The following is a 19298-nucleotide window of genomic DNA, read 5'->3' as shown; positions in this document are numbered from 1 at the left end:
CCGGGAGGCGCCGCCCCCGAACCGCTCCAGGGAGACCCATGACCGCGCTCACCCCGCCCGAGGGCCTGCTGGTGCCTCCGGGGCACGGCCGCACGGTACGCACGCCCGCGCAGCAGGTGACGTTCAAGGTGACGGGCTCGCACTCGCGCAGCGCGTCGAGTTTCGAGGTGATGGTGCCGCCCGGCTTCGACGTGGGCGCTCATCTGCACACCAGGAGCGAGGAGCTGTTCTACGTGCTGGAGGGCGAGCTGGACGTGCTCGCGTTCGAGCCGCGGGTGCGCACCCCGGACGGCTGGCAGGACTGGGAGTCGTCGTCGGGCAGCCGCGTGGTGCGGGCCACGCCGGGCACGGTCATCGTGGTGCCGCCGGGCTGCCCGCACGCGTTCGCCAATCCCACGGACACCCCCGCGAAGATGTTCTTCCAGGCCTCCCCGCCGCCGGACCACGAACGCTACTTCGACGAGCTGCTGGAGATCCTCTCCGCCGGCGGCCCGCCCGACCACGCCGCCATCGCCGAACTGCGCCGCCGCTACGACATCGAGCAGCTCACCCCGCTGCGGCACGGCCCATCGGCCGGGGCCTGCCGACCGCACCGCGGCACCGCGGAGGACCGGCCGCCGGCCGTGCCGTGACCGCGCGTCTGCCGCGGAAGCCGCAGGCGCCGCGGGCCGGGCCGCGGCCGGCGCCGGACCCGGGCGGCGTGCCCGCCGCCCGCGGACGTCAGCGGATCGGCATCCCCGACAGCGTGCGCGCGATGACCAGGCGCTGGATCTCGCTGGTGCCCTCGAAGATGGTGTAGATCGCCGCGTCGCATGAGGCGGGAGGCTGCCGACCTGGGCAGGATGAGCGTTCCGCCCCAGGTCAGACGCCACTTCACGGATCGCTCCACCGTCTCCCTACTGTCTCGATACGGGCTCTCTACAGGGCGGATACGGACGTCCGTCTCCCAACTTTCTCCCACTTACAGGCACAGGAAATGCCCGAGGTCGAGCTGCACGACCGGCATGTCCATGCCCAGGATGCAGTCGGGCCGTGCCAGCCGGCCCGGCCGTCCGGGAGTCACCGGCGGAGTGGATGGGCTCCCGCTCTCTGGCGGCTGGGGGCTTCCACTCCCATCCCCAGGCGGTACCGGCACGGAAGGCACAAGCGCCCCGCTGGCCGCCGCCACGGATGACGGGCCGGGGATGGGTGAGGTCGCCGACGGCGAAGCCCCCGAAGCGCTGGGCGCCGGCTCAGGGCTCGCGCTGCCCTCCGTGGGCGTAGGCGCCGACGGCTGCGCTGAGGGCGGTGGAGCGCTCCCAGTAGACGGCGTACTCACGTTGGGCGGCGCGCTCACGGTGGGCGCCATCGCCGGCGGCCGCCCGGCCACACAGCGAGTGCCACGGCTCCCGCGCCGATGGTCGCCGTGACTGCACTCGCTATGACCTTCCGGTGAGGCCCCTTCCCCGCGGCGCGAAGCCACGTGAGCGGGAAGAGCAGTGCAGCGACGATCGCGCCGTCTTTGATCACCTTGAAGCCGCGACGCGCCAGCACCGCCTTGTGCTCCTCGTAGTACGCGGCGAACGAGCGCTCCGCGAGAAGCAACAGGTCGGCTCGCCGGTCTGGATCTGGCTCGCGCTGAGCCATCGCCAGGATGTCGGCTATCGCCTCAAGTTGCAGGTCAAGGGTGGAGAATCGCGTCTTCTGTCTGGCCATACCTGCCCCCACATGCGGTCGGATCTCCCGATCCCGCGGAGCGCGGCGCGTCGTGCGGCGCAGATGCGCCGTCTCCCGACTCCGCCCCGGCCGGTCCCCCGAGGTACTCACTCTCTGCGATCACGGATGCACACATCTGTACTATCACTTGCCCTCTACGCGTGCCACTGGCAAATGCGTGATCCAGAAATGTAAGGTCCACGATACAGACAAATGATCATGATCCCGCAAGCGTTGACGGGTGTCGTCCGCTCCGCCGCCCGCCTGGGTCATCGCCCGCCGCCGGGCCATCGGCGAGCACATCCGCACGGCACGCCTCCACGCCAACCTCACCCAAGAGGCCCTGGCCGAGCGCGCCGGCCTCGACCGACAGACCATCAACCGCATCGAACAGGGCCACGCTTCACCGCTGCTCGACAACCTGATCCTGATCGCGGCCGCGCTTCACGTCCCGCTCGCCGACCTCGTGGCGTGAGGTCGCCCCGGCCGGAGCCGGGGTGGGAGCTTGCCGTGTCAGCGAGTCAAGGCCGGTGGAACGGCTCGGTCGGCCGCCATGGCTCGGGCCTCGGCGGCAGCTTGCTGAACCGCGGGAAAGGCACGCGCTCAGCCCGAGCTGCGGCATCATCTCCAGCCTCGCCAGCGGCGGCGGTGAAGTCCTCGGCGATTCCGACCGGGACCCACTGGTGCCCGTCCCACTCCTGGATGCCGCGCGGAGCGTCTGGGGCGACGTGGGAGCCGTGCTCCTCCTGGCCGTCCAACGGAGCGGCCCGGCGTTCCCCAATCGCGGGGCGATGCTGGTCACGCCGTGCTGCCCACTCCTCCAGGGGCTCCTCGTCCATACGGATGCTCCGTCCTCGGTCAGGTGGTCTGTTCAGTCTGCCGTTTCGGCGCCACAGCGGGAACCGGGCCGCCGCATCACAAGGTGGTCGCCCATCCGCCGCGTGAGAGCGTGGTCTCGCCATCAGGTGTGACGGTGACCTTCGCTCCGTACACGGGGAGTTCGCCGTGCTCCAGCCAGCGCCAGCGGATACGGTCGAGCCGGTCGTAGAGGCGGCGTGGGCCGCCCTGATGGACCGTCGCCGTGCGTTCGCCCGGCTTGGTGTGGCCGCGGGCCCAGGAGCCATCGGCGTGCAGCAGCCACGTCATACGGCCGCCGTCGTCCCCCGTCCCCATACGGTGCTCGATGCCGGGCACGGTCAGCGACAGCATGGACCACACCTCCCAGGCCTGCATGACGTCCAGCACCGGGAACGGGGACTCGGTGACCTCCTCGCCGTCCGCTTCCGCAGCCGTCGCGAAGACGTCGCTGAGCCCGGGCGGGTAGTCGTCGCCGGCGCGGGTGGTCATGAACGCTGCCCGGTCCCATTCGACGCGTCCTCGGGCGCCGCCGTCATCGGTCTTGTCCGCGGTGACGATCAGGCCCGTCCCTGCCACCGTGGTCATCAGCCGTCCGCCGGGCGCGAGGGCGGCCAACCACGAGGAGGGGATGCGCGGCACGGACACCATGGACACGATCCGGTCGAAGGTACCGGGCAGCTCGCCTGTGCCGTCGGCGGTCACCACGGCCGGGTGCCGGCCGATCCGGGCGAGGCGCTCGGCCGCGGCCTGCGTCAAGTACGGGTCGACGTCCAGCGTGGTCACCTGCCCGTCCCCGAGACGCTGACACGCCAGAGCAGCGCTGTAGCCGGAGCCGGTGGCGAGGTCCAACATCCGCACGCCGGGCGTGAGCCGGCCGTGCCGCAGCATCGTCACGACCAGGCTCGGCAGCGTCGACGACGACGTGGGCAGGCCGCTCACCACCTGGTCCGGGCGGGCGTGGTCGGCGTGCACGGGCCCGACCCGGGTGACGAGCGTGGCATCCGCGTACGCCGCCTTCGCCCACGCCTCCTCATCCGAGGGCCCGTCAACGGCTGTCCAGCCGCCGGCGCCCGGGGTGAGCCAGCGTTCGACGAGCACGTGCCGGGGCGTCTCCATGATCGGCGCCCACCAACCCGACCCCCGGTAGGACACCTGGGCCGCGAGGGCAGCCGCGTGCGGCTTCCAGTCCATCAGACTCCTTGCATTTCATCAGCGATGGCTTCGGCGATCGGCAGGCCGGTCGCCCCCTGGATCCAGTCCCACTGCCCGCACGGGTTGACCTCCAGGAAGGTCCACCGCCCGTCCGGGCTCACGATGAAGTCTGCCGCCCCGTAGCTCAGCCCAAGCCGCTTCATCAGGCGCCGCATTCCGGCAGCGACGTGCTCGGGCACCGTCGTGGTCGTGTAGCTGAGGGCGCCGTAGTCGCTGCGCCAGTCCTCGTGCGCGGCGTCACTGCCGGCGTGGATGGCGGCAGCGAGCAGGCGCGCGCCGACCACGGTCAGGCGCACCTCGTAGTCCTTGTCGACCCACGCCTGAAAGAGGTGCGCGGTGGTGTCGATCCCCCGCAGGTCGTCCAGGTCCGACAGGCTCAGGCGCTGCGTGTACACCGACTTGAGCTGGCCGTCCTCGATGAGCACGGGTGAAGCAACGGGCTTGCACACGACGTCGCCGCCGGTGTCGGCGGTGAACGCGCGGATGTCGTCGGGCCGGTTGGTGATCAGGGTGGGCGGGATACGCAGCCCACAGGAGCGCGCGGCAGCGAGCTGCACGGGCTTGTACTCGGCACGGGCCATGGCAGCCGGGTGGTTGACCCAACGGCAGTCCAACGCGGACAGGACACCACCGAGGCCAGCGCGGGCCTGAGCGGCAGCGAACCTCTCCTCCGGCCCAGACATCCCCTCGGGGAAGCGGAACGCCCCGGGGGCGCGGTAGTACACCGCGCCGACCCGGGACAACTCCACCGTCCGCTGCTCGGTAGCGAGTTCGCCCGTCCACCCGGATACCTGGTCGATCCGGCCGGCCAGCGCGAGCCGCTGGGGGAAGTCGACTGTGTCCATGCGGAACACGTCGACTCCACGCTGCTCCAGCTCGACGACGACCCGGTCTGTGGGCCAGTCGTCGGAGGCTGCCACGATCAGGACAGGCGCGGTCATCAGTCCTTCGGCCCCTCGTCCAGCGGCGGCGGGTTCGACACGGAACCGTCCGGCACGGTGGGTTCGTGCGTCCCACCCATGCACGTCAGCAGGCCGCTGCCATCGACCAACATGTTGACCTGGCGGCCGTAGTCGTAGGCGTGCTTCGGGACGCGGATGGCCCCGGTCGAGTCGGGGACGCGAGCGAACCGCAGCGCCCACGGCCGGACCCCCGGGTCGGACGGTGCCTCCGCGCTGAAGGGGGTCCGGCCTCCAGGCGGGGTGAGGGGGAAAGCCTCACGGTCTATGGCAGTTGTCACGATCTTCTCCAATCGGTTGTGTGCTGTGGTGCTGGGCCCCGGCCGCGGGGCGGGGGCCGGTGGTGTGCGGCCGGGGCCCGTGGCTGCCGTGGGCGGCAGCCGGGGAAGCCGGGCGATGACGCGGCGCCCGGCGGGCTATTCGGGGTTGGCCTTCTTGTAGGCGTCGGACAGCCGCTCCGCTGCCGTCCACTCGGCGCTCTTGCCCATGTCGCGGATCTCCGGGTCCAGATCAGTGTCCTTGGCCACGCTCGCGGCGGCCCCGAGGCTGCCGATCAGGCCGAGCAACTCGTCGTCGCCGAGGTCGACGTCTTTACGGTCCGGCATTTCGTCCTTTCGGTGAGGTGCTGGTCCCCGGCGGGGCCCGTGTAGGGCGGGCCCCGCCGGGCTGTTCGCGGTCGCGCGTCTGCGGCGGCCGCTGCCGCGGTCCGGCGATGGAGCCAGCCGGACCGCGGGTGTATGGGTGGCCCGCCCCGAGAGGTCCCCACCCCCTGGAGCGGGCCGGCCCTGCCCGCCGCGTCCTCGGCGCGCGACGTTGCGGCGCGCGCCGCTCAGCGGGCAGGGCAGCATCAGATCGGCGTCAGCCGGAACCGCTTCTGGCACGGGGCACAGGCGTAGACAGCGACACCAGGCCCGGACGCCTGCTCGATCACGGCGACGAGCACACCGGTGGTCGTGTAGCGCTTGTGCCAGTGGCACCAGGTCGCGCCTGCGGCGGGAAAGCGCGCGGGCTGCTTCTTGCGCACGTCAGGCCACCGCCAGGGCTGCGGCCGGCCGGTGCGGCGCGATGACCCGCCCGTCCGGCAGCAGTTCACCGGTGTCCTCGAACAGCAGAACCCCGTTGCACAGGAGGCTCCAGCCCTGCTCGGGGTGGCGCACCACCGGGTGCGCGGCCTCCCGGTCCGCAGCGAAGGCGGACGGGCACGGCGGCTCGTGCGGGCATGTCGTAGACATCATTGATTCCTCGGGCTACGGGGCGAGCAAAGCGCGGGCGATCTGGAGGACGACCCAGCCGGCGACGACGACGGCGAACCCACCGATGATCAACACCTGGGCGATACCGAAGCTGGTGCAGTCCACCAGCTCGTCCTCGACACGGCACAGCAGGCGGACCGGATGGTGAACCGCGGCGGACACAAGCCGCCGCGGCCACGACCGGCGGCGCTTCGCGTGCGCGCTCACGGCGCCCCCTGCTGCGTGAACCCCGCCGGCACCAGGCTGGCCCTGACGATCTGGTGGGAGGACTCCACGAACCGGGTGTGGCCGGTGACGTCGGCGTGGCCGGCCGCCCACTGCCGTCCTGCGGCCCGGCCGGTGAGGGTCGGCTGATCGGACCGGGCGGGGCACTCCACGCACATCACCAGCCGCACCGGCGGCCGTACGACGCCGTCTGCCCACTCCGGCCCGACCCTCCACCCGGCAGGCACCAGGCTGCTCATGCCGGCTCCGCGGTGCGCGCGCCGGTCAACTTCTCAAGGTGGCGGCACAACCCCGCCACCTCGCGGGCGAGGCTGAGGGCGTGGTCTTTCGCGGATACCAGGCCCGAGCCGGGGCCAGCGTCCAGACACGCACGGGCGGTCTCGACGGAGGCCCGCGCGCTGCTCCGCGCCCTGACCCGCTCGGCGTCGTCCTCGGGACGCTCCCGCGCCACTTCCTCCACCTGCGGGACCAGCGCCCGGAGGGCAACCCGCAACCGGGCCGTCAGCTCGGTGAGGTCATCAAACCGCGGCAGCGGCGCACCCTCGTCGAGCAGCTCGGCAGCGGCAGCGCGCATCGGCTCGATGTCCGGAGGCCCACTTCTCAACCGCCCTGAAGGGGCGTTATGTTCGCGCACGTCGACTCCTCGCAGTCGGCCATCCCCGGGGCCGTGTGGCGCGGCTGCCGGGGCGCTTGCAGATCACTTCCGTTTTGCTGACGGTGCGAGCCGTCATGGGTAGCGTTCTCCGCACGGAACGTGATCGACAGATGCAGCGTGTCCGCTGGTGTCCGCAAGCGTGCGGACACGGCGGACGCCGGGAGAGGCCCATGGCAGAGACCTTCGGCGAAGCGCTACGCCGGCTGCGAGGAAGCCGTAGCCTGCGCGATGTCGCCGCGCTCGCAGCCTGCGGAAAGTCCTACGTGGCGGACTTGGAGAATGGTCGACGGCGGCCGACAGCGCAGACGGCTCGCGCTCTTGACGCGGCGGTCGGTGCCGAGGGTCTACTGATCGCCCTCGCGGACGTCCGTCCCGGAACCTCGCCGCTGGAGCAGGCTGATGCCCTTCAAGCCGGCCTCCATGAGGCACTCGCGGCAGGACCACTTGCAGACAGCTCACTGGATGAGATCGAGTGGACGGTGGACCGTCACGGGCGTGCTACTCGCTACCGGCCCGAGATGACGCACTTCCCTGAACTGCTCGCCGACTTCCAGGACCTGCGGGTACTGCTGACACGCCGACACCCACCCCAAGTACGTCGTCGGTTACTGGTGGCCGCAGCTCGTATGTCAGGGCTCACAGCTCTGACGTTGCTGAAACTGGGCGATGACCGATCGCTGTCGTGGTGGCGCACGGCACGGCAGTTCGCTGCGGCGGCCGATGATCGAGCCACGCTGTCCTGGGCATACGCGCAAGAGGCATACCAATGCTTCTACGGCGGCGACTTCTACGGCGCGGTCGAACTGTCCGCCCACGCACAGCAGCTCGCCGGCGGCCTGCCCTGTGTCGGACCAGCTCTCGCGGCGCCGCTCGAAGCCCGGGCGCACGCCCGGCTCGGTGATGCCGAAGCTGCGGATGAGGCCCTGGCCGCGGCAGAGAGTGCGCTCGCACGCCTGCCCGAAGACGAGCAGATCGGATCAGCCTTCGGCTACAGCGAGAACCAGTTGCGTTTCCACATGGGCAACGCGTTGACGCACCTCGGGAAGACCGTGCGCGCCCGTGCAGAACAAGATCGGGCACTGGAGCTGTATCCGGACGCCGAACGGATGGATCGCGCCTTGGTCGCACTCGACGCGGCCATGTGTACCTCGCTGGATGGTGACCCGGCCGGAGCCGCTGACCTGGCCACGCGCACAATCGTCAGCCTTGCTCCCGCGCACCGCTCAGCTCTGATCATCTACCGCGCGCAGGACGTCGCAACTAGGGTGCCGCCCGGTGCACAGCAGGTGCACGAGGTACGGGCACTGCGCGAGATCTTGGCGCTGCCCCCTGGCGAGACGGAGCGCGGGCGTGAAGATCAACAGAGCGACAGCGGATGACGCTGAAGCCCTCTCTGAGATCCTCGGCGAGATCGAGGCGTACTACGGCGGGCAGGCAGTCCCCGGAGACCTCGGCCAGATCAGGAACGCCCTGTTCGGCGACCACCCAGTAGCGACCGTTCTCCTTGCCCGCGAGGGCGCTGCGGTCCTCGGCCTCGCCTCCTACTCTCTCCTCTGGCCTGCGGCAGGCGCCGACACCAGCTTGTTCCTCAAGGAACTCTTCGTCATCGCAGGTGCTCGCCGCCGCGGTGTCGCCCGTGCGCTGATGACGGCACTCCGCGAAGAGGCCGCGGCCCTGGGCTGCTCGCGAATCGAGTGGACCGCCGACACAGATAACCCGGCTGCGCTCGCCCTGTATGAGGCGCTGGGTGTTCCACAGGACGACAGCAAGGTGTTCTACCGAGCAGCCCTGTGACCCGTGTACGACAAAATCGCCCCCTCCCGCCCGAAGGCGAGAGGGGGCGTGGTGGTTCAGGGGTACTGGCGGCGGGTCGGGTCGAGGCCGGCGGCCTGCGGCGTGCTGCCGCCATCGTCGGGCGGCGGTGGGGCGCCGTCGCGGCGGCACACCAGCGTGTCCGGATCCCAGGACGGCGCCTGGAGGGAGTAGCCGTCCGGGCAGTCTGGCCCGGCGCGACCGCGCGGGCCCTCGGTTCCGTCCTTATACGCCCGGTCCTGGGAGTCAAGGGGCTCACGCCGCACGGGCTGCGCCACTCACAGAAGGTCTGGCTCGACGAGGGTAAAGTGCCTTGGGTTGCGGTGGAAGCACGGATGGGGCATGTACTCCAGGGCGTCGAGGGCACGTATTCTCACGTGACGCTGGCGATGGAGCTGTCGATCGCCGAGTACCTCCAAGGACTCTGGGAGGACTCGTTGAAGGTCGTCGTGGATCGCCGGGAGTTCGGCCCGTACCCCCCGCTCGCTCCCACGCGAAAACGATCTCCCAAAATTCTCCCAACAGCCGTTTGAGGCGACCTCCGAAACAGCTTGTGCCGCCCCCCGTTCTCACGGAGGGCGGCACATTCTCTTGCACAATCTACGCGCGTTTTGCTGGTACTACTGGTCAGCGGATCGGCATCCCCGACAGCGTGCGCGCGATGACCAGGCGCTGGATCTCGCTGGTGCCCTCGAAGATCGTGTAGATCGCCGCGTCGCGGTGCATCCGCTCGACCGGGTACTCGCGGGTGTAGCCGTTGCCGCCGAGGATCTGCACCGCCTGGGCCGTGACCCGCTTGGCGGTCTCGCTCGCGAACAGCTTCGACATGGAGCCCTCGGCGGCGGTGAACTGCCTGCCGTTCGCCGCCATCCAGGAGGCGCGCCAGACCAGCAGCCGGGCCGCGTCGATGCTGGTGCGCATGTCGGCGAGCTGGAAGGCCACGCCCTGGTTGTCGATGATCGGCCGGCCGAACTGCTCACGGGTCTTGGCGTAGTCCAGCGCCACCTCGTACGCGGCGCGCGCGGTGCCGACCGCCATCGCGCCGACCGCCGGGCGGGACGCCTCGAACGTCGCCATGGCGGCGTTCTTCACCCTCTCCCCGCCCTTGGCGCGCTCCCGCGCCCGGGCGAGCCGCTCGTCCAGCTTCTCCTTGCCGCCGAGCAGGCAGGAGCCGGGGATCCGCACGTCCTCCAGCACGACCTCGGCGGTGTGCGAGGCGCGGATGCCGTGCTTCTTGAACTTCTGGCCCTGGGACAGGCCGGGGGTGCCGGGCGGCACGATGAAGGAGGCGTGGCCCTTGGAGCCCAGCTCGGGATCGACGATGGCGACGACCACGTGGACGTTGGCGATGCCTCCGTTGGTCGCCCAGGTCTTGGTGCCGTTGAGCACCCACTCGTCCTTGGCCTCGTCGTAGACGGCGCGGGTGCGCATCGCGGCGACGTCGGAGCCGGCGTCGGGCTCGGACGAGCAGAACGCGGCGAGCTTGACGTCGTCCGGGTCGCCGTACATCTGGGGCATCCAGGTGCCGATCTGCTCCTCGGTGCCGTTGGCGAGGACGCCGACGGCCGCGAGGCCGGTGCCCACGATCGACAGGCCGATGCCCGCGTCACCCCAGAACAGCTCCTCCATCGCCATCGGGAGCCCGAGGCCGGTGGGGTCGAAGTACTGCTGGGCGTAGAAGTCCAGGGAGTACAGGCCCACCTTGGCGGCCTCCTGGATCACCGGCCAGGGGGTCTCCTCACGCTCGTCCCACTCGGCGGCCGCGGGACGTATGACCTCGGCGGCGAAGCCGTGGACCCACTCCTGGACCTCCTTCTGCTCCTCATTGAGTTCCATGGTGAACTCCGCCATGTCCCCTCCAGCACTGTCCGACCGCGGTATTACTTACGGTAACAGGAGTATGTTACCGGCCGGTAGCGCATGTCAACTCCCAGCGTCCCACTCCCGCCCGGCAGCGCGTTCGAGGTCGACCCGGGCGCAAGTGTTAGTTTGCGCAGGCGTCACCGACTCACCACGGGCGGGGAGAAACCATGGACACCACACAGCAGGCCGAGCCGCAGCGGTCCCCCGAGCAACGGCGGCGCGAGTTGCTCGAGGCCGCCGACCGGGTCGTGCTGCGTGACGGCCCTGGCGCCTCGATGAACGCGATCGCCGCCGAGGCGGGCATCACCAAGCCGATCCTCTACCGCCACTTCGGTGACAAGGGAGGACTGTACGCGGCGCTCGCCAAACGGCACACGGACGCCCTTCTGGAGGCCCTGCGCGCCGCGCTGGACGCGCCGGCGGAGCGCCGCAAGCGGGTCGAGGCCACCCTCGACACCTACCTGGCGGCGATCGAGGCCCGCCCGCAGGTGTACCGCTTCCTGATGCACCCCGCGGAGGGCGGTTCCCAGACCGAGGGCGGATTCGACGTGGGCCGCCACTCCGCTCCCCTGCTGCGCCGGCTCGGCGAGGAGATGGCGAAGGTGATAGAGGAGCGCGTCGACCTCGGCTCCGACGGCCAGGGGCTCGCGCGCGTCTGGGGCCACGGCATCGTCGGCATGATGCACGCGGCCGGCGACTGGTGGCTCGCCGACCGCCCCTGCTCCCGCGCCGAACTGGTCCGCAGCCTCGCCGACCTGCTGTGGGGCAGGCTGGCCGTGGCCGGCGACGTGGCGGGCGGCCCCCGCTTCTGACGGGGACGGCGCGGGCCGGGGAAGCGGGAACTCAGGCTCGTCCGGCGCTTGCGGGCGAGCCCGCGGGGCGATCCGGGCCCTGCGAGAGCCGCTCACCGGACACCCGGGCCGCCGCCCGCAGCACCCGCCGCCGGCGCCACCCCGTCACCCGGTCCGTGTACACCCCGCCGGCGACGTGATCCAGCTCATGCTGGAGGCAGCGCGCGAAGAACCCGGTGCCGTCTATCCCCACCGGCTCGCCGAGGGCGTCGACCCCCTCCACCACCGTGTGGTCGTAACGCGGCGTGCCCGCCTCGACGCCCGGCAGCGACAGGCACCCCTCGGGCCCGCGCACCACCTCGCCGTCCACCGTGACCAGCCGCGGGTTCACCACGTGCCCCAGATGGCGCCGCTCCTCGTCGTCCGGACAGTCGTACACGAAGACGGCGAGCGCGCGGCCCACCTGGTTGGCCGCAAGACCCACGCCCTGAGCGGCGTACATCGTCGCGTACATGTCCTCGACCAGCCGGTGCAGCTCCGGCCCGAAGTCGGTGACCTGCGCACACGGCGCGTGCAGCACCGGGTCCCCGAACAGGGCGAGCGGTCGTACGCGCCCTCTGGCGCCCGGGATCGAGCCGTGTCGCATGGCGGTAAGGGTACGGCCGCCCGGACGGCGGGCGACCGCTCGGGCGGGACGGGACCCGATCCGTAACGGTGCCGTTGTTCAGCCCCGTGACCGGATCTCGATAGGCTGAGGGGCACGTGATGGCCGCACCCACTCGCCAGGGGCTGGCACGGCGCTGTACCCAAGGAGGAACCCCAACGATGGCAGGCAACTCGGAACCGCTGTCGCCGCGGTCCAGGCTGGCCGTGACGGCGGGCAGGGCCGCCGCGGCGGTATCCCGTGCAGCGGGCCGCGGGAGCGGGTCCGTGATCGGCGGCCGGGTGGCACTCAAGCTCGACCCTGAGCTGCTGCGCCGGCTCGCCCAGCACCTGGACGTGGTGCTGGTCTCCGCGACCAACGGCAAGACGACCACCACCCGCCTGATCGCCGAGGCGCTGCGCGCGGCGGGCCCCGTCGTCTCCAACGCCCTCGGCGCCAACATGCCCGCCGGCATCACCTCGGCACTCGCGGGCGGCTCGGACGCGCGCTTCGGCGTGATAGAGGTCGACGAGAAGTACCTGGCCGGGGTCGCCAGGGACGTCGAGCCCAAGGCCATCGCGCTGCTGAACCTCTCACGCGACCAGCTCGACCGCGCCGCCGAGACCCGGATGCTCGCCGAGCGCTGGCGCGAGGGCCTGGCGGGCGCCAAGGCCATCGTGATCGCCAACGCCGACGACCCCCTGGTCGTCTGGGCCGCCTCGTCCTCGCCGAACGTCGTCTGGGTCGCCGCCGGGCAGATGTGGAAGGACGACGCCTGGTCCTGCCCGTCCTGCGGCGGTGTGATGCAGCGCCCGGGCGACGACTGGTTCTGCGCCGAGTGCGGATTCCGCAGGCCCGCTCCGAGCTGGGTGCTCGCCGGGGACCACGTGATCGACCCGCAGGGTTCCGCCTGGCCCATCCACCTCCAGCTGCCGGGCCGCGCCAACAAGGCCAACGCCGCCACCTCGGCCGCGGTCGCCGCCGCCTTCGGCGTGCCGCCCCAGGTCGCGCTGGAGCGGATGTACCAGGTGCAGGCGGTCGCCGGACGCTACGACATCGTGCAGTTCCTCGGCCGCGACCTGCGGCTGCTGCTGGCGAAGAACCCGGCCGGCTGGCTGGAGACGTTCTCGCTGATCGACCAGCCGCCGACGCCGGTCGTCCTGTCGGTGAACGCCCGCGGCGCGGACGGCACCGACACCTCCTGGCTGTGGGACGTCGACTACACCCGGCTCACCGGCCATCCGATCTTCGTCATCGGCGACCGCAAGCTCGACCTGGCGGTGCGCCTGGAGGTCGCGAACCAGTCCTTCCAGGTCTGCGCCGACCTGGACGAGGCGGTCCAGGCGGCACCCGCCGGCAGGATCGAGGCCATCGCGAACTACACCGCGTTCCAGGACCTGCGCCGCCGCGTCGGCAACTGACCACCCCGGCCCCGGACCGCCGCGTCCGCAACGACCGCCGCGCCCGCAAGGCCGGACCCCGAGAACCCCAGAAGGACGCGTTTCGAGCATGAGCGACAACAGCTTGCGTGTGGTGTGGGTCTACCCGGACCTGCTCAGCACCTACGGCGACCAGGGCAACGTGCTGGTCGTGGAGCGCCGGGCCCGGCAGCGGCGGCTGTCCGTCAGCCGTATCGACGTGCGCAGCGACCAGCCGGTGCCCACCTCCGGCGACATCTACCTGATCGGCGGCGGCGAGGACCGCCCGCAGCGGCTCGCGGCCGAGCGGCTGCGCCGCGACGGCGGCCTCTCCCGCGCGGTCGCCAACGGCGCCATCGTCTTCTCGGTGTGCGCCGGCTACCAGATCCTCGGCCACGAGTTCGTCAACGACCTCGGCGAGCGCGAGGCCGGCCTCGGCCTGCTCGACGTGGTCTCGACGCGCGGCGAGGGCGAGCGGTGCGTCGGGGACGTACTCGCGGACATCGACACGCAGCTGCGCCTGCCGCAGCTCACCGGCTTCGAGAACCACCAGGGCATCACCCAGATCGGCCCGGGCGCCAAGCCCTTCGCCCGGCTCCGCCTCGGCAAGGGCAACGGCACCGGCGACGGCACCGAGGGTGCGTATAACGACACGGTGTTCGGTACGTATATGCACGGCCCCGTGCTGGCCCGCAACCCCGGAATCGCGGACCTGCTGCTGAAGCTGGCGCTCGACGTGAACGCCCTGCCGCCGGCCGACGACCGGTGGTACGAGGCCCTGCGCGCCGAGCGCATCGCAGCCGCCCAGCAGCCCGCCTGAGCACCTTGCCGAACACCTGAGCGCGGGCTCGTCCACCAGGCGGACGGCGGTTCGGCGGGGCCGCCGTGCGCCGGTACTCTGGCAGTGATTCAGCCGGACGACGTGGTCCGGCCCGTCGGCCCACGTTGCAAAGGTATACCGGGCTATGCGTATGGGTGTCCTCACCTCCGGCGGCGACTGCCCCGGGCTGAACGCCGTGATCCGCTCGATCGTGCACCGCGCCCTCGTGGACCACAGCGACGAGGTCATAGGTTTCCAGGACGGCTGGAAGGGCCTGCTCACCTGCGACTACCGCAAGCTGGACCTGGACGCCGTGGGCGGCATCCTGGCCCGCGGCGGCACCATCCTCGGCTCCTCCCGGGTGCAGCCCGAGCACCTGCGGGACGGCGTGGAGCGCGCCAAGGGCCACGTCTTGGACCTCGGCCTCGACGCGATCATTCCGATCGGCGGCGAGGGCACGCTCAAGGCGGCCCGGATGCTGTCCGACGCGGGCCTGCCCATCGTCGGCGTCCCCAAGACCATCGACAACGACATCGCCTGCACGGACGTCACCTTCGGCTTCGACACGGCCGTGGGCGTCGCGACGGAGGCCCTGGACCGTCTGAAGACCACCGCCGAGTCACACCAGCGGGTGATGATCGTCGAGGTCATGGGCCGTCACACCGGCTGGATCGCGCTGCACTCGGGCATGGCGGCGGGCGCGCACGCCATCGTGGTGCCCGAGCGGCCCTTCGACGTCGACGAGTTGACCGCCCGGGTCCGGGAGCGCTTCGACGCGGGCAAGAAGTTCGCGATCGTGGTGGCCGCCGAGGGCGCCAAGCCCCGCGAGGGCTCCATGGTCTTCGACGAGGGCGGCACGGACGTCTACGGCCACGAGCGCTTCGCCGGCGTCGCCCGGCAGCTCTCCGTGGAGCTGGAGGAGCGCCTCGGCAAGGAGGCACGCCCGGTGATCCTCGGCCATGTGCAGCGCGGCGGCACCCCCACGGCGTACGACCGCGTGCTCGCCACCCGGTTCGGCTGGCACGCGGTGGAGGCCGTGCACCGCGGGCAGTTCGGGTACATGACGGCACTGCGCGGCACCGACATCGAGATGGTGCCGCTCGGCGACGCCGTGGACACCCTCAAGACCGTGCCCGACCAGCGGTACGCGGAGGCCGAGTGCGTGCTGTGACGCCGGCGGCCGGGCGGGTGGCGGCTGAGGGCCCCGCGCCGCGCCCGGCGCACCCCGGTCACCGGCCACGCGGGCGGCAGTCCTAGTCTGGTTCGGACAGCTGCACACAATCCCCCCGGAGGGCACCTCCCACGCCTTTCAGGCGGTGGTGAGACCGATGGGCCGGGACGCCCACCAGAATCAGGAGCCTGCGGATGGATCACGGCGGGCACGGCATGACGATGGATCTGCCGCCGTTCACGCTGGGCCGCGGTCTCGCATGGTCCGCCGACCCGTTCTTCCTCGTGGCCTGCCTCGTGGCGCTGGCGCTGTACGGGTGGGGCGTGGTGCGGCTGGTGCGCCGCGGGGACCGCTGGCCGGTGGGAAGGACCGTGGCGTTCACGGTGGGCGTGCTGACCCTGCTGGTGGTGATGTGCACGGGACTGAACGACTATGGCATGGTCATGTTCAGCGTGCACATGGTGCAGCACATGATCATCAGCATGCTCTCGCCGATCCTCCTGCTGCTCGGCGCGCCGGTCACCCTGACGCTGCGCGCGCTGCCGGTCGCGGGCCGGGGCCGCACCGGCCCCCGCGAGCTGGTGCTGAAGCTGCTGCACAGCAGGTTCATGCGGGTCATCACGCACCCCGCGTTCACCATCCCGCTGTTCATCGCGAGCCTCTACGGGCTGTACTTCACGCCGCTCTTCGACTTCCTGATGCAGTCCAGGACCGGGCACACCGTGATGATGGTGCACTTCCTGCTGGTCGGCCTCGTGTTCTTCTGGCCGATCATGGGCGTGGACCCCGGACCTCACCGTTCCGGCTACGTGCTGCGCATGCTGGAGCTCTTCGCGGGGATGCCCTTCCACGCCTTCTTCGGCATCGCGATCATGATGGCCTCCACCCCGCTGGTCGGGGCCTACCGGCATCCGCCGGCCTCGCTGGGGATCGACGCGCTCTCCGACCAGACCGCGGCGGGCGGCATCGCCTGGGCGTTCAGCGAGGTGCCGTCGGTGCTGGTGCTGCTGGCGCTGCTCTTCCAGTGGTACCGCTCGGAGCAGCGCCAGGCGCGACGCAAGGACCGGGCCGCCGACCGGGACGGCGACAAGGAGCTGGAGGCGTACAACGCCTACCTGGCCTCCCTGCACGCACGCGGGAGCTGAAAGCCCTTCATGACCTCGGCCCGCGGCGCGCGGGCCATGCCCGGTGCGGCGCCGCGTCTTCCGGTGATGCGGGCGCCCCGCCGCGGACGGGTCGACGTGTCCGAAGGAACGTGGTCCAGGTCCCTCCGCCAGGAGGATGATGGATGGCGAGGTCGCTTCGGACCATGGCACGGGTGGGGACCGCCCGGCCGGCGTGAGGAGGGGTCGCGATGCCCGGTTCCACCAAAGCGATGGGGGTCGTCACCGTCGGGGGTCTGGTCGTGGTGACGGCCTACACGGCGGCCATGGGAAGCAACGGCTGGCTGTGGTTCGGCTGGGTCGTCCTCGGGATGGTCACCCTGGGCATGCTGGCGACCCGGAACTGAGCCGCTCCCGGTCCGGCTCGCCATCCGGATTCGGTCGACGGTGGCGCGTGTGCAGGGTGCCGCGCGGGCCGGCGCGCACGTACGGAACGGTGCCCCGCCCCGCAAAACCCCGTACGAAACCGGTCAGCCGGTCGGCGCCCGGGGGTAACCCAGCAGATGCCGGACGTCCTTGGTGTCGGTGCCCGGGAAGAGGCCGTACCCGCCGAGGTCGGCGGCGGGCAGGTGGGTGGTGGGCGCGAGGAGTTGCGGGACGGGTGTGCCCACGGTGATGTGGAGGGGCCTGCCGGCACCGGAGCGCGCGTCCGCGGCCGTGTGCACGCCGGTGGTGCCGTACGCGACGCCCTGGTCGGTGACGGTGACCAGGGTCAGGGGCCGGGGGGCCTTGTCGACGGCGGGGTCGCCGGGGTCGGCCGCGTCCGGAGCCGGGGCGACCGAGGTGCCGCCCCCCGTACTGCCGGACTCCTTGTCGAAGCAGTAGCCCTTGTGATCGGTCAGGTCGAAGGCGAGTGCCCCCGCCACGGCGTAGCGGCCCGAGAAGGAGAAGGACAGCTCCGGGTACCTGCCCGGGTCGACGGCCGGGCGGTGGCAGTCCGCTGAGGCGAGTACCTTGCCGCTGCGCGCGTCGTGCACGGCCCAGGTCTCGAACCGATCGGCGTCCTTGCCGCCGGGCTTCCTGCTCCATCTGACCAGCACCCGGTCCGCGGTCACGGAGACCGGCACACCGGAGGCCGGGTCGGTGCCCTTGGGCGCCGTCCGGCGCCCGTACCAGCCGCCGCGCACCCAGAACTCCCCGGCTCCCTTCACCAGCAGGCCGTCCGACGTCAGGCCGCGGATGTCCGTGTCACGCCGGCAGGCGGCGCAGCCGCGCGGGTACTTGAGGTCCGGCGCCGAGGTCGTGGACACCTCGCCGGTCGCGGGATCGACGACGGCGGCGTGGTCGCCGCCCCGCCCGATGAGGATTCCGGGGCCGCCGCCGGTCACGTCGGCGGCCTCGGACCAGGGCACGTCCAGGTGCCGGTGGGTGCCGTAGGCGGCGTCGTAGATGTCGAGGGAGACGGCGGTTCTGGCACCGCCCAGGACCGATGTGCTCGCATCGCCGTAGGACCACGCCACGAAGAACTCGCGACGGCCCTCGGCGACGGTCAGCAGCTGCGGACGGTCCCAGGACCGGGCCACCGGTTTCACCGGGGCGCTCGTCCAGCGCGCCCGGCCGCTGGTGACGTCGATCGCGCGCACGCGGGAGGCGCCCTGCCCGGCCGCGTCCAGCACGGCGACGCTGCCGGTGCGCTCGGCCAGCGCGTACTCCTCCGAGACACCGGAGACGTCCCAGCCCGAGCCCGTGTCGTAGCCCTCCGGCACCGGGAAGTCCAGGTGCGGGGGCCGCTCGGGTCGCTCGTCGCCGACCGCGTCGCCGGGCGCGCTGGTGCCGCACATGGACAGGACCGCGATCATGCCGAGCACGACCGCGCCGGAGAGGAGCGAGCCGCGCACGATCCTCTCCCGCCGGGACCGCACCACCACCGGGCGCCGCCAACGCCGCTCAAACGCCATTCGCACCTTGCCGCCCCACCGCTTCCGTGTCCCTCGGCGGGAAGCATCTCAGACGGGGGCGGGGCCCGCGGGGAGAACCGACCGGTTCCGCCACACCAGGCACAGGGGTCACCCGGGCACGGCGAGCACCTTCAGCTGTGTGCGCTGCGCACCACCGGCGTGCGCCCACCGTGACCGCGCCACGGGCTCTCCCAGGCCACCGGGCTTCCCCAGGCCACCGGGGCCTTTCGCGGGTCTCGGGCGGCCAGACCGCCGGGGGCCGTGGGGCGCGGGGTGTGTCGTTAGGCCCCCGGGATGCCGGGCACTCGTGCGCCAGCCGAGACGAGTGGTGGGAGGTAGCGACCATGGCGAAAGGCCGGCTCCCCGAGCGCGAGCAACGGATCCTGGACGAGATGGAGGCGGCCCTCGACCGTGACCACCGTCTGAACCGACGGTTGCGCGCAGTGCGCCTCAGCTTCCGGCTGCACAGCGCGTGGGCGGCCTCGGGCGCGGCCCGTGGCTTCTTCATGGCCATGGCGGCCCTGGCCTCGCTGATCCTCCTGGTGGTCGGCATCAGCACGTCCAACCCGGGTGTCATCTGGGCCTTCGCCGCCACCTGGACGTTCGCGCTGCTCGGCGGCCGGCGGGCCCTGCGCCGCCGGGCGGAACGCCGCGACAGCGCCTGACCGGCTCCGGGCACCGCCACACCCCGCTGGCTCATAGGCATTCGGCGCCGTTTCCGTGCGCACGCGTTTGCCGGAGATCGGCTGCCCGGGGCGCTGACAGGTCGGCGACACAGCGACCACCTACACGTACCTCCGCGTAATAGTGTGCGCAAAAGTTTTTCCGCTCAACCTTTTACTTGCGGGCTCGGTTCCGCCGG

At 71.6% G+C, this 19298-nt stretch carries 25 protein-coding genes and 1 pseudogene; 11 read left to right on the top strand and 15 right to left on the bottom strand.

The genetic code is table 11. The features are described from left to right. Window positions 1–38: 38 nt before the first annotated feature. Window positions 39–632: a cupin domain-containing protein gene (locus Sm713_RS23055; RefSeq protein WP_212911447.1), complete on the top strand. Its 594-nt coding sequence runs from the start codon at window positions 39–41 to the stop codon at window positions 630–632. 88 nt (window positions 633–720) lie between these two features. Here Sm713_RS23055 and Sm713_RS23050 read toward each other — a convergent pair. Both Sm713_RS23050 and Sm713_RS23045 read right to left on the bottom strand, forming a co-directional pair. Further along, a pseudogene (locus tag Sm713_RS23050) lies at window positions 721–810 on the bottom strand (acyl-CoA dehydrogenase family protein); the annotation flags it as partial. Between the two features lie 522 nt (window positions 811–1332). Beyond that, window positions 1333–1695 (bottom strand): hypothetical protein, encoded by a 363-nt coding sequence (locus tag Sm713_RS23045; protein WP_212911446.1) that lies wholly within the window; start codon window positions 1693–1695, stop codon window positions 1333–1335. Window positions 1696–1936: 241 nt separating this feature from the next. Between Sm713_RS23045 and Sm713_RS23040 the strand changes: the two genes are divergently transcribed. After that, the gene (locus Sm713_RS23040; RefSeq protein WP_212911445.1) at window positions 1937–2170 is read left to right on the top strand and encodes a helix-turn-helix domain-containing protein; all 234 of its coding nucleotides are present in this window, start codon (window positions 1937–1939) and stop codon (window positions 2168–2170) included. A gap of 46 nt (window positions 2171–2216) precedes the next feature. Here the strand turns inward: Sm713_RS23040 and Sm713_RS40590 are convergent, their stop codons facing one another. The 10 genes from Sm713_RS40590 to Sm713_RS22995 all read right to left on the bottom strand — a co-directional run bounded on the left by Sm713_RS40590 (window position 2217) and on the right by Sm713_RS22995 (window position 6776). Then, the gene (locus Sm713_RS40590; protein WP_249416450.1) at window positions 2217–2534 is read right to left on the bottom strand and encodes a DUF6087 family protein; all 318 of its coding nucleotides are present in this window, start codon (window positions 2532–2534) and stop codon (window positions 2217–2219) included. Between the two features lie 76 nt (window positions 2535–2610). Then, a complete protein-coding gene (locus Sm713_RS23035; protein WP_212911444.1) occupies window positions 2611–3744 on the bottom strand; it encodes a methyltransferase domain-containing protein in 1134 nt (377 codons plus the stop codon). Then, entirely contained in the window at window positions 3744–4706 is a 963-nt protein-coding gene (tgmB, locus tag Sm713_RS23030) for an ATP-grasp ribosomal peptide maturase (RefSeq protein ID WP_212911443.1), read from the bottom strand. The genes Sm713_RS23035 and tgmB overlap by 1 nt, the downstream gene beginning before the upstream one ends. After that, complete coding sequence (gene tgmA, locus Sm713_RS23025) at window positions 4706–5005, bottom strand: putative ATP-grasp-modified RiPP (RefSeq protein WP_212911442.1); 300 nt, start codon at window positions 5003–5005, stop codon at window positions 4706–4708. Before tgmA ends, tgmB begins: the two co-directional genes overlap by 1 nt. A gap of 135 nt (window positions 5006–5140) precedes the next feature. Continuing rightward, window positions 5141–5329, bottom strand: coding sequence for a hypothetical protein (locus tag Sm713_RS23020; protein WP_212911441.1), 189 nt, complete (start codon window positions 5327–5329; stop codon window positions 5141–5143). 242 nt (window positions 5330–5571) lie between these two features. Further along, on the bottom strand, window positions 5572–5748 hold the full coding sequence (locus Sm713_RS23015) for a hypothetical protein (protein ID WP_212911440.1): 177 nt from the start codon (window positions 5746–5748) through the stop codon (window positions 5572–5574). 1 nt (window position 5749) lies between these two features. Continuing rightward, window positions 5750–5956 carry a DUF5999 family protein gene (locus tag Sm713_RS23010; RefSeq protein ID WP_212911439.1) on the bottom strand — a complete coding sequence of 69 codons (207 nt, stop codon included), beginning with the start codon at window positions 5954–5956 and terminating at the stop codon, window positions 5750–5752. Window positions 5957–5971: 15 nt separating this feature from the next. Further along, window positions 5972–6184, bottom strand: coding sequence for a hypothetical protein (locus Sm713_RS23005; protein ID WP_212911438.1), 213 nt, complete (start codon window positions 6182–6184; stop codon window positions 5972–5974). After that, window positions 6181–6441, bottom strand: a complete 261-nt coding sequence (locus tag Sm713_RS23000; RefSeq protein WP_212911437.1) for a hypothetical protein — start codon at window positions 6439–6441, stop codon at window positions 6181–6183. Before Sm713_RS23000 ends, Sm713_RS23005 begins: the two co-directional genes overlap by 4 nt. Next, on the bottom strand, window positions 6438–6776 hold the full coding sequence (locus Sm713_RS22995; protein ID WP_212911436.1) for a DUF6415 family natural product biosynthesis protein: 339 nt from the start codon (window positions 6774–6776) through the stop codon (window positions 6438–6440). Before Sm713_RS22995 ends, Sm713_RS23000 begins: the two co-directional genes overlap by 4 nt. A 251-nt stretch (window positions 6777–7027) precedes the next feature. Between Sm713_RS22995 and Sm713_RS22990 the strand changes: the two genes are divergently transcribed. After that, window positions 7028–8236, top strand: a complete 1209-nt coding sequence (locus Sm713_RS22990) for a helix-turn-helix transcriptional regulator (protein WP_212911435.1) — start codon at window positions 7028–7030, stop codon at window positions 8234–8236. Continuing rightward, window positions 8208–8651: a GNAT family N-acetyltransferase gene (locus tag Sm713_RS22985; RefSeq protein ID WP_212911434.1), complete on the top strand. Its 444-nt coding sequence runs from the start codon at window positions 8208–8210 to the stop codon at window positions 8649–8651. Before Sm713_RS22990 ends, Sm713_RS22985 begins: the two co-directional genes overlap by 29 nt. A 645-nt stretch (window positions 8652–9296) precedes the next feature. Here Sm713_RS22985 and Sm713_RS22980 read toward each other — a convergent pair. Then, entirely contained in the window at window positions 9297–10520 is a 1224-nt protein-coding gene (locus Sm713_RS22980; protein ID WP_212911433.1) for an acyl-CoA dehydrogenase family protein, read from the bottom strand. Window positions 10521–10699: 179 nt separating this feature from the next. On the opposite strand from Sm713_RS22980, the gene Sm713_RS22975 reads away from it, so the two are divergent. Beyond that, window positions 10700–11344 carry a TetR family transcriptional regulator gene (locus Sm713_RS22975; RefSeq protein ID WP_212911432.1) on the top strand — a complete coding sequence of 215 codons (645 nt, stop codon included), beginning with the start codon at window positions 10700–10702 and terminating at the stop codon, window positions 11342–11344. A gap of 31 nt (window positions 11345–11375) precedes the next feature. Here the strand turns inward: Sm713_RS22975 and def are convergent, their stop codons facing one another. After that, window positions 11376–11969: a peptide deformylase gene (gene def, locus Sm713_RS22970; protein WP_212911431.1), complete on the bottom strand. Its 594-nt coding sequence runs from the start codon at window positions 11967–11969 to the stop codon at window positions 11376–11378. Window positions 11970–12148: 179 nt separating this feature from the next. Here def and Sm713_RS22965 point away from each other — a divergent pair, with 179 nt between their 5' ends. From Sm713_RS22965 to Sm713_RS22945, 5 genes are all read left to right on the top strand, one after another. Continuing rightward, window positions 12149–13387, top strand: coding sequence for a MurT ligase domain-containing protein (locus Sm713_RS22965; protein WP_212911430.1), 1239 nt, complete (start codon window positions 12149–12151; stop codon window positions 13385–13387). Between the two features lie 88 nt (window positions 13388–13475). Further along, window positions 13476–14204, top strand: coding sequence for a type 1 glutamine amidotransferase (locus Sm713_RS22960; protein WP_212911429.1), 729 nt, complete (start codon window positions 13476–13478; stop codon window positions 14202–14204). A 145-nt stretch (window positions 14205–14349) separates the two neighbouring features. Next, window positions 14350–15375 carry a 6-phosphofructokinase gene (locus tag Sm713_RS22955; RefSeq protein WP_212911428.1) on the top strand — a complete coding sequence of 342 codons (1026 nt, stop codon included), beginning with the start codon at window positions 14350–14352 and terminating at the stop codon, window positions 15373–15375. A 194-nt stretch (window positions 15376–15569) separates the two neighbouring features. Next, entirely contained in the window at window positions 15570–16520 is a 951-nt protein-coding gene (locus Sm713_RS22950; RefSeq protein WP_212911427.1) for a cytochrome c oxidase assembly protein, read from the top strand. Between the two features lie 209 nt (window positions 16521–16729). Then, complete coding sequence (locus Sm713_RS22945; RefSeq protein WP_212911426.1) at window positions 16730–16885, top strand: hypothetical protein; 156 nt, start codon at window positions 16730–16732, stop codon at window positions 16883–16885. Between the two features lie 123 nt (window positions 16886–17008). Here Sm713_RS22945 and Sm713_RS22940 read toward each other — a convergent pair whose 3' ends face one another. Then, a complete protein-coding gene (locus Sm713_RS22940; RefSeq protein ID WP_212911425.1) occupies window positions 17009–18376 on the bottom strand; it encodes a hypothetical protein in 1368 nt (455 codons plus the stop codon). Window positions 18377–18780: 404 nt separating this feature from the next. Here Sm713_RS22940 and Sm713_RS22935 point away from each other — a divergent pair, with 404 nt between their 5' ends. Next, entirely contained in the window at window positions 18781–19101 is a 321-nt protein-coding gene (locus Sm713_RS22935) for a DUF3040 domain-containing protein (protein ID WP_212911424.1), read from the top strand. Window positions 19102–19298: the final 197 nt, after the last annotated feature.

Source organism: Streptomyces sp. TS71-3, assembly GCF_018327685.1.
GTDB lineage: Bacteria > Actinomycetota > Actinomycetes > Streptomycetales > Streptomycetaceae > Streptomyces.
This window is presented reverse-complemented; position numbering and strand designations above follow the sequence as displayed.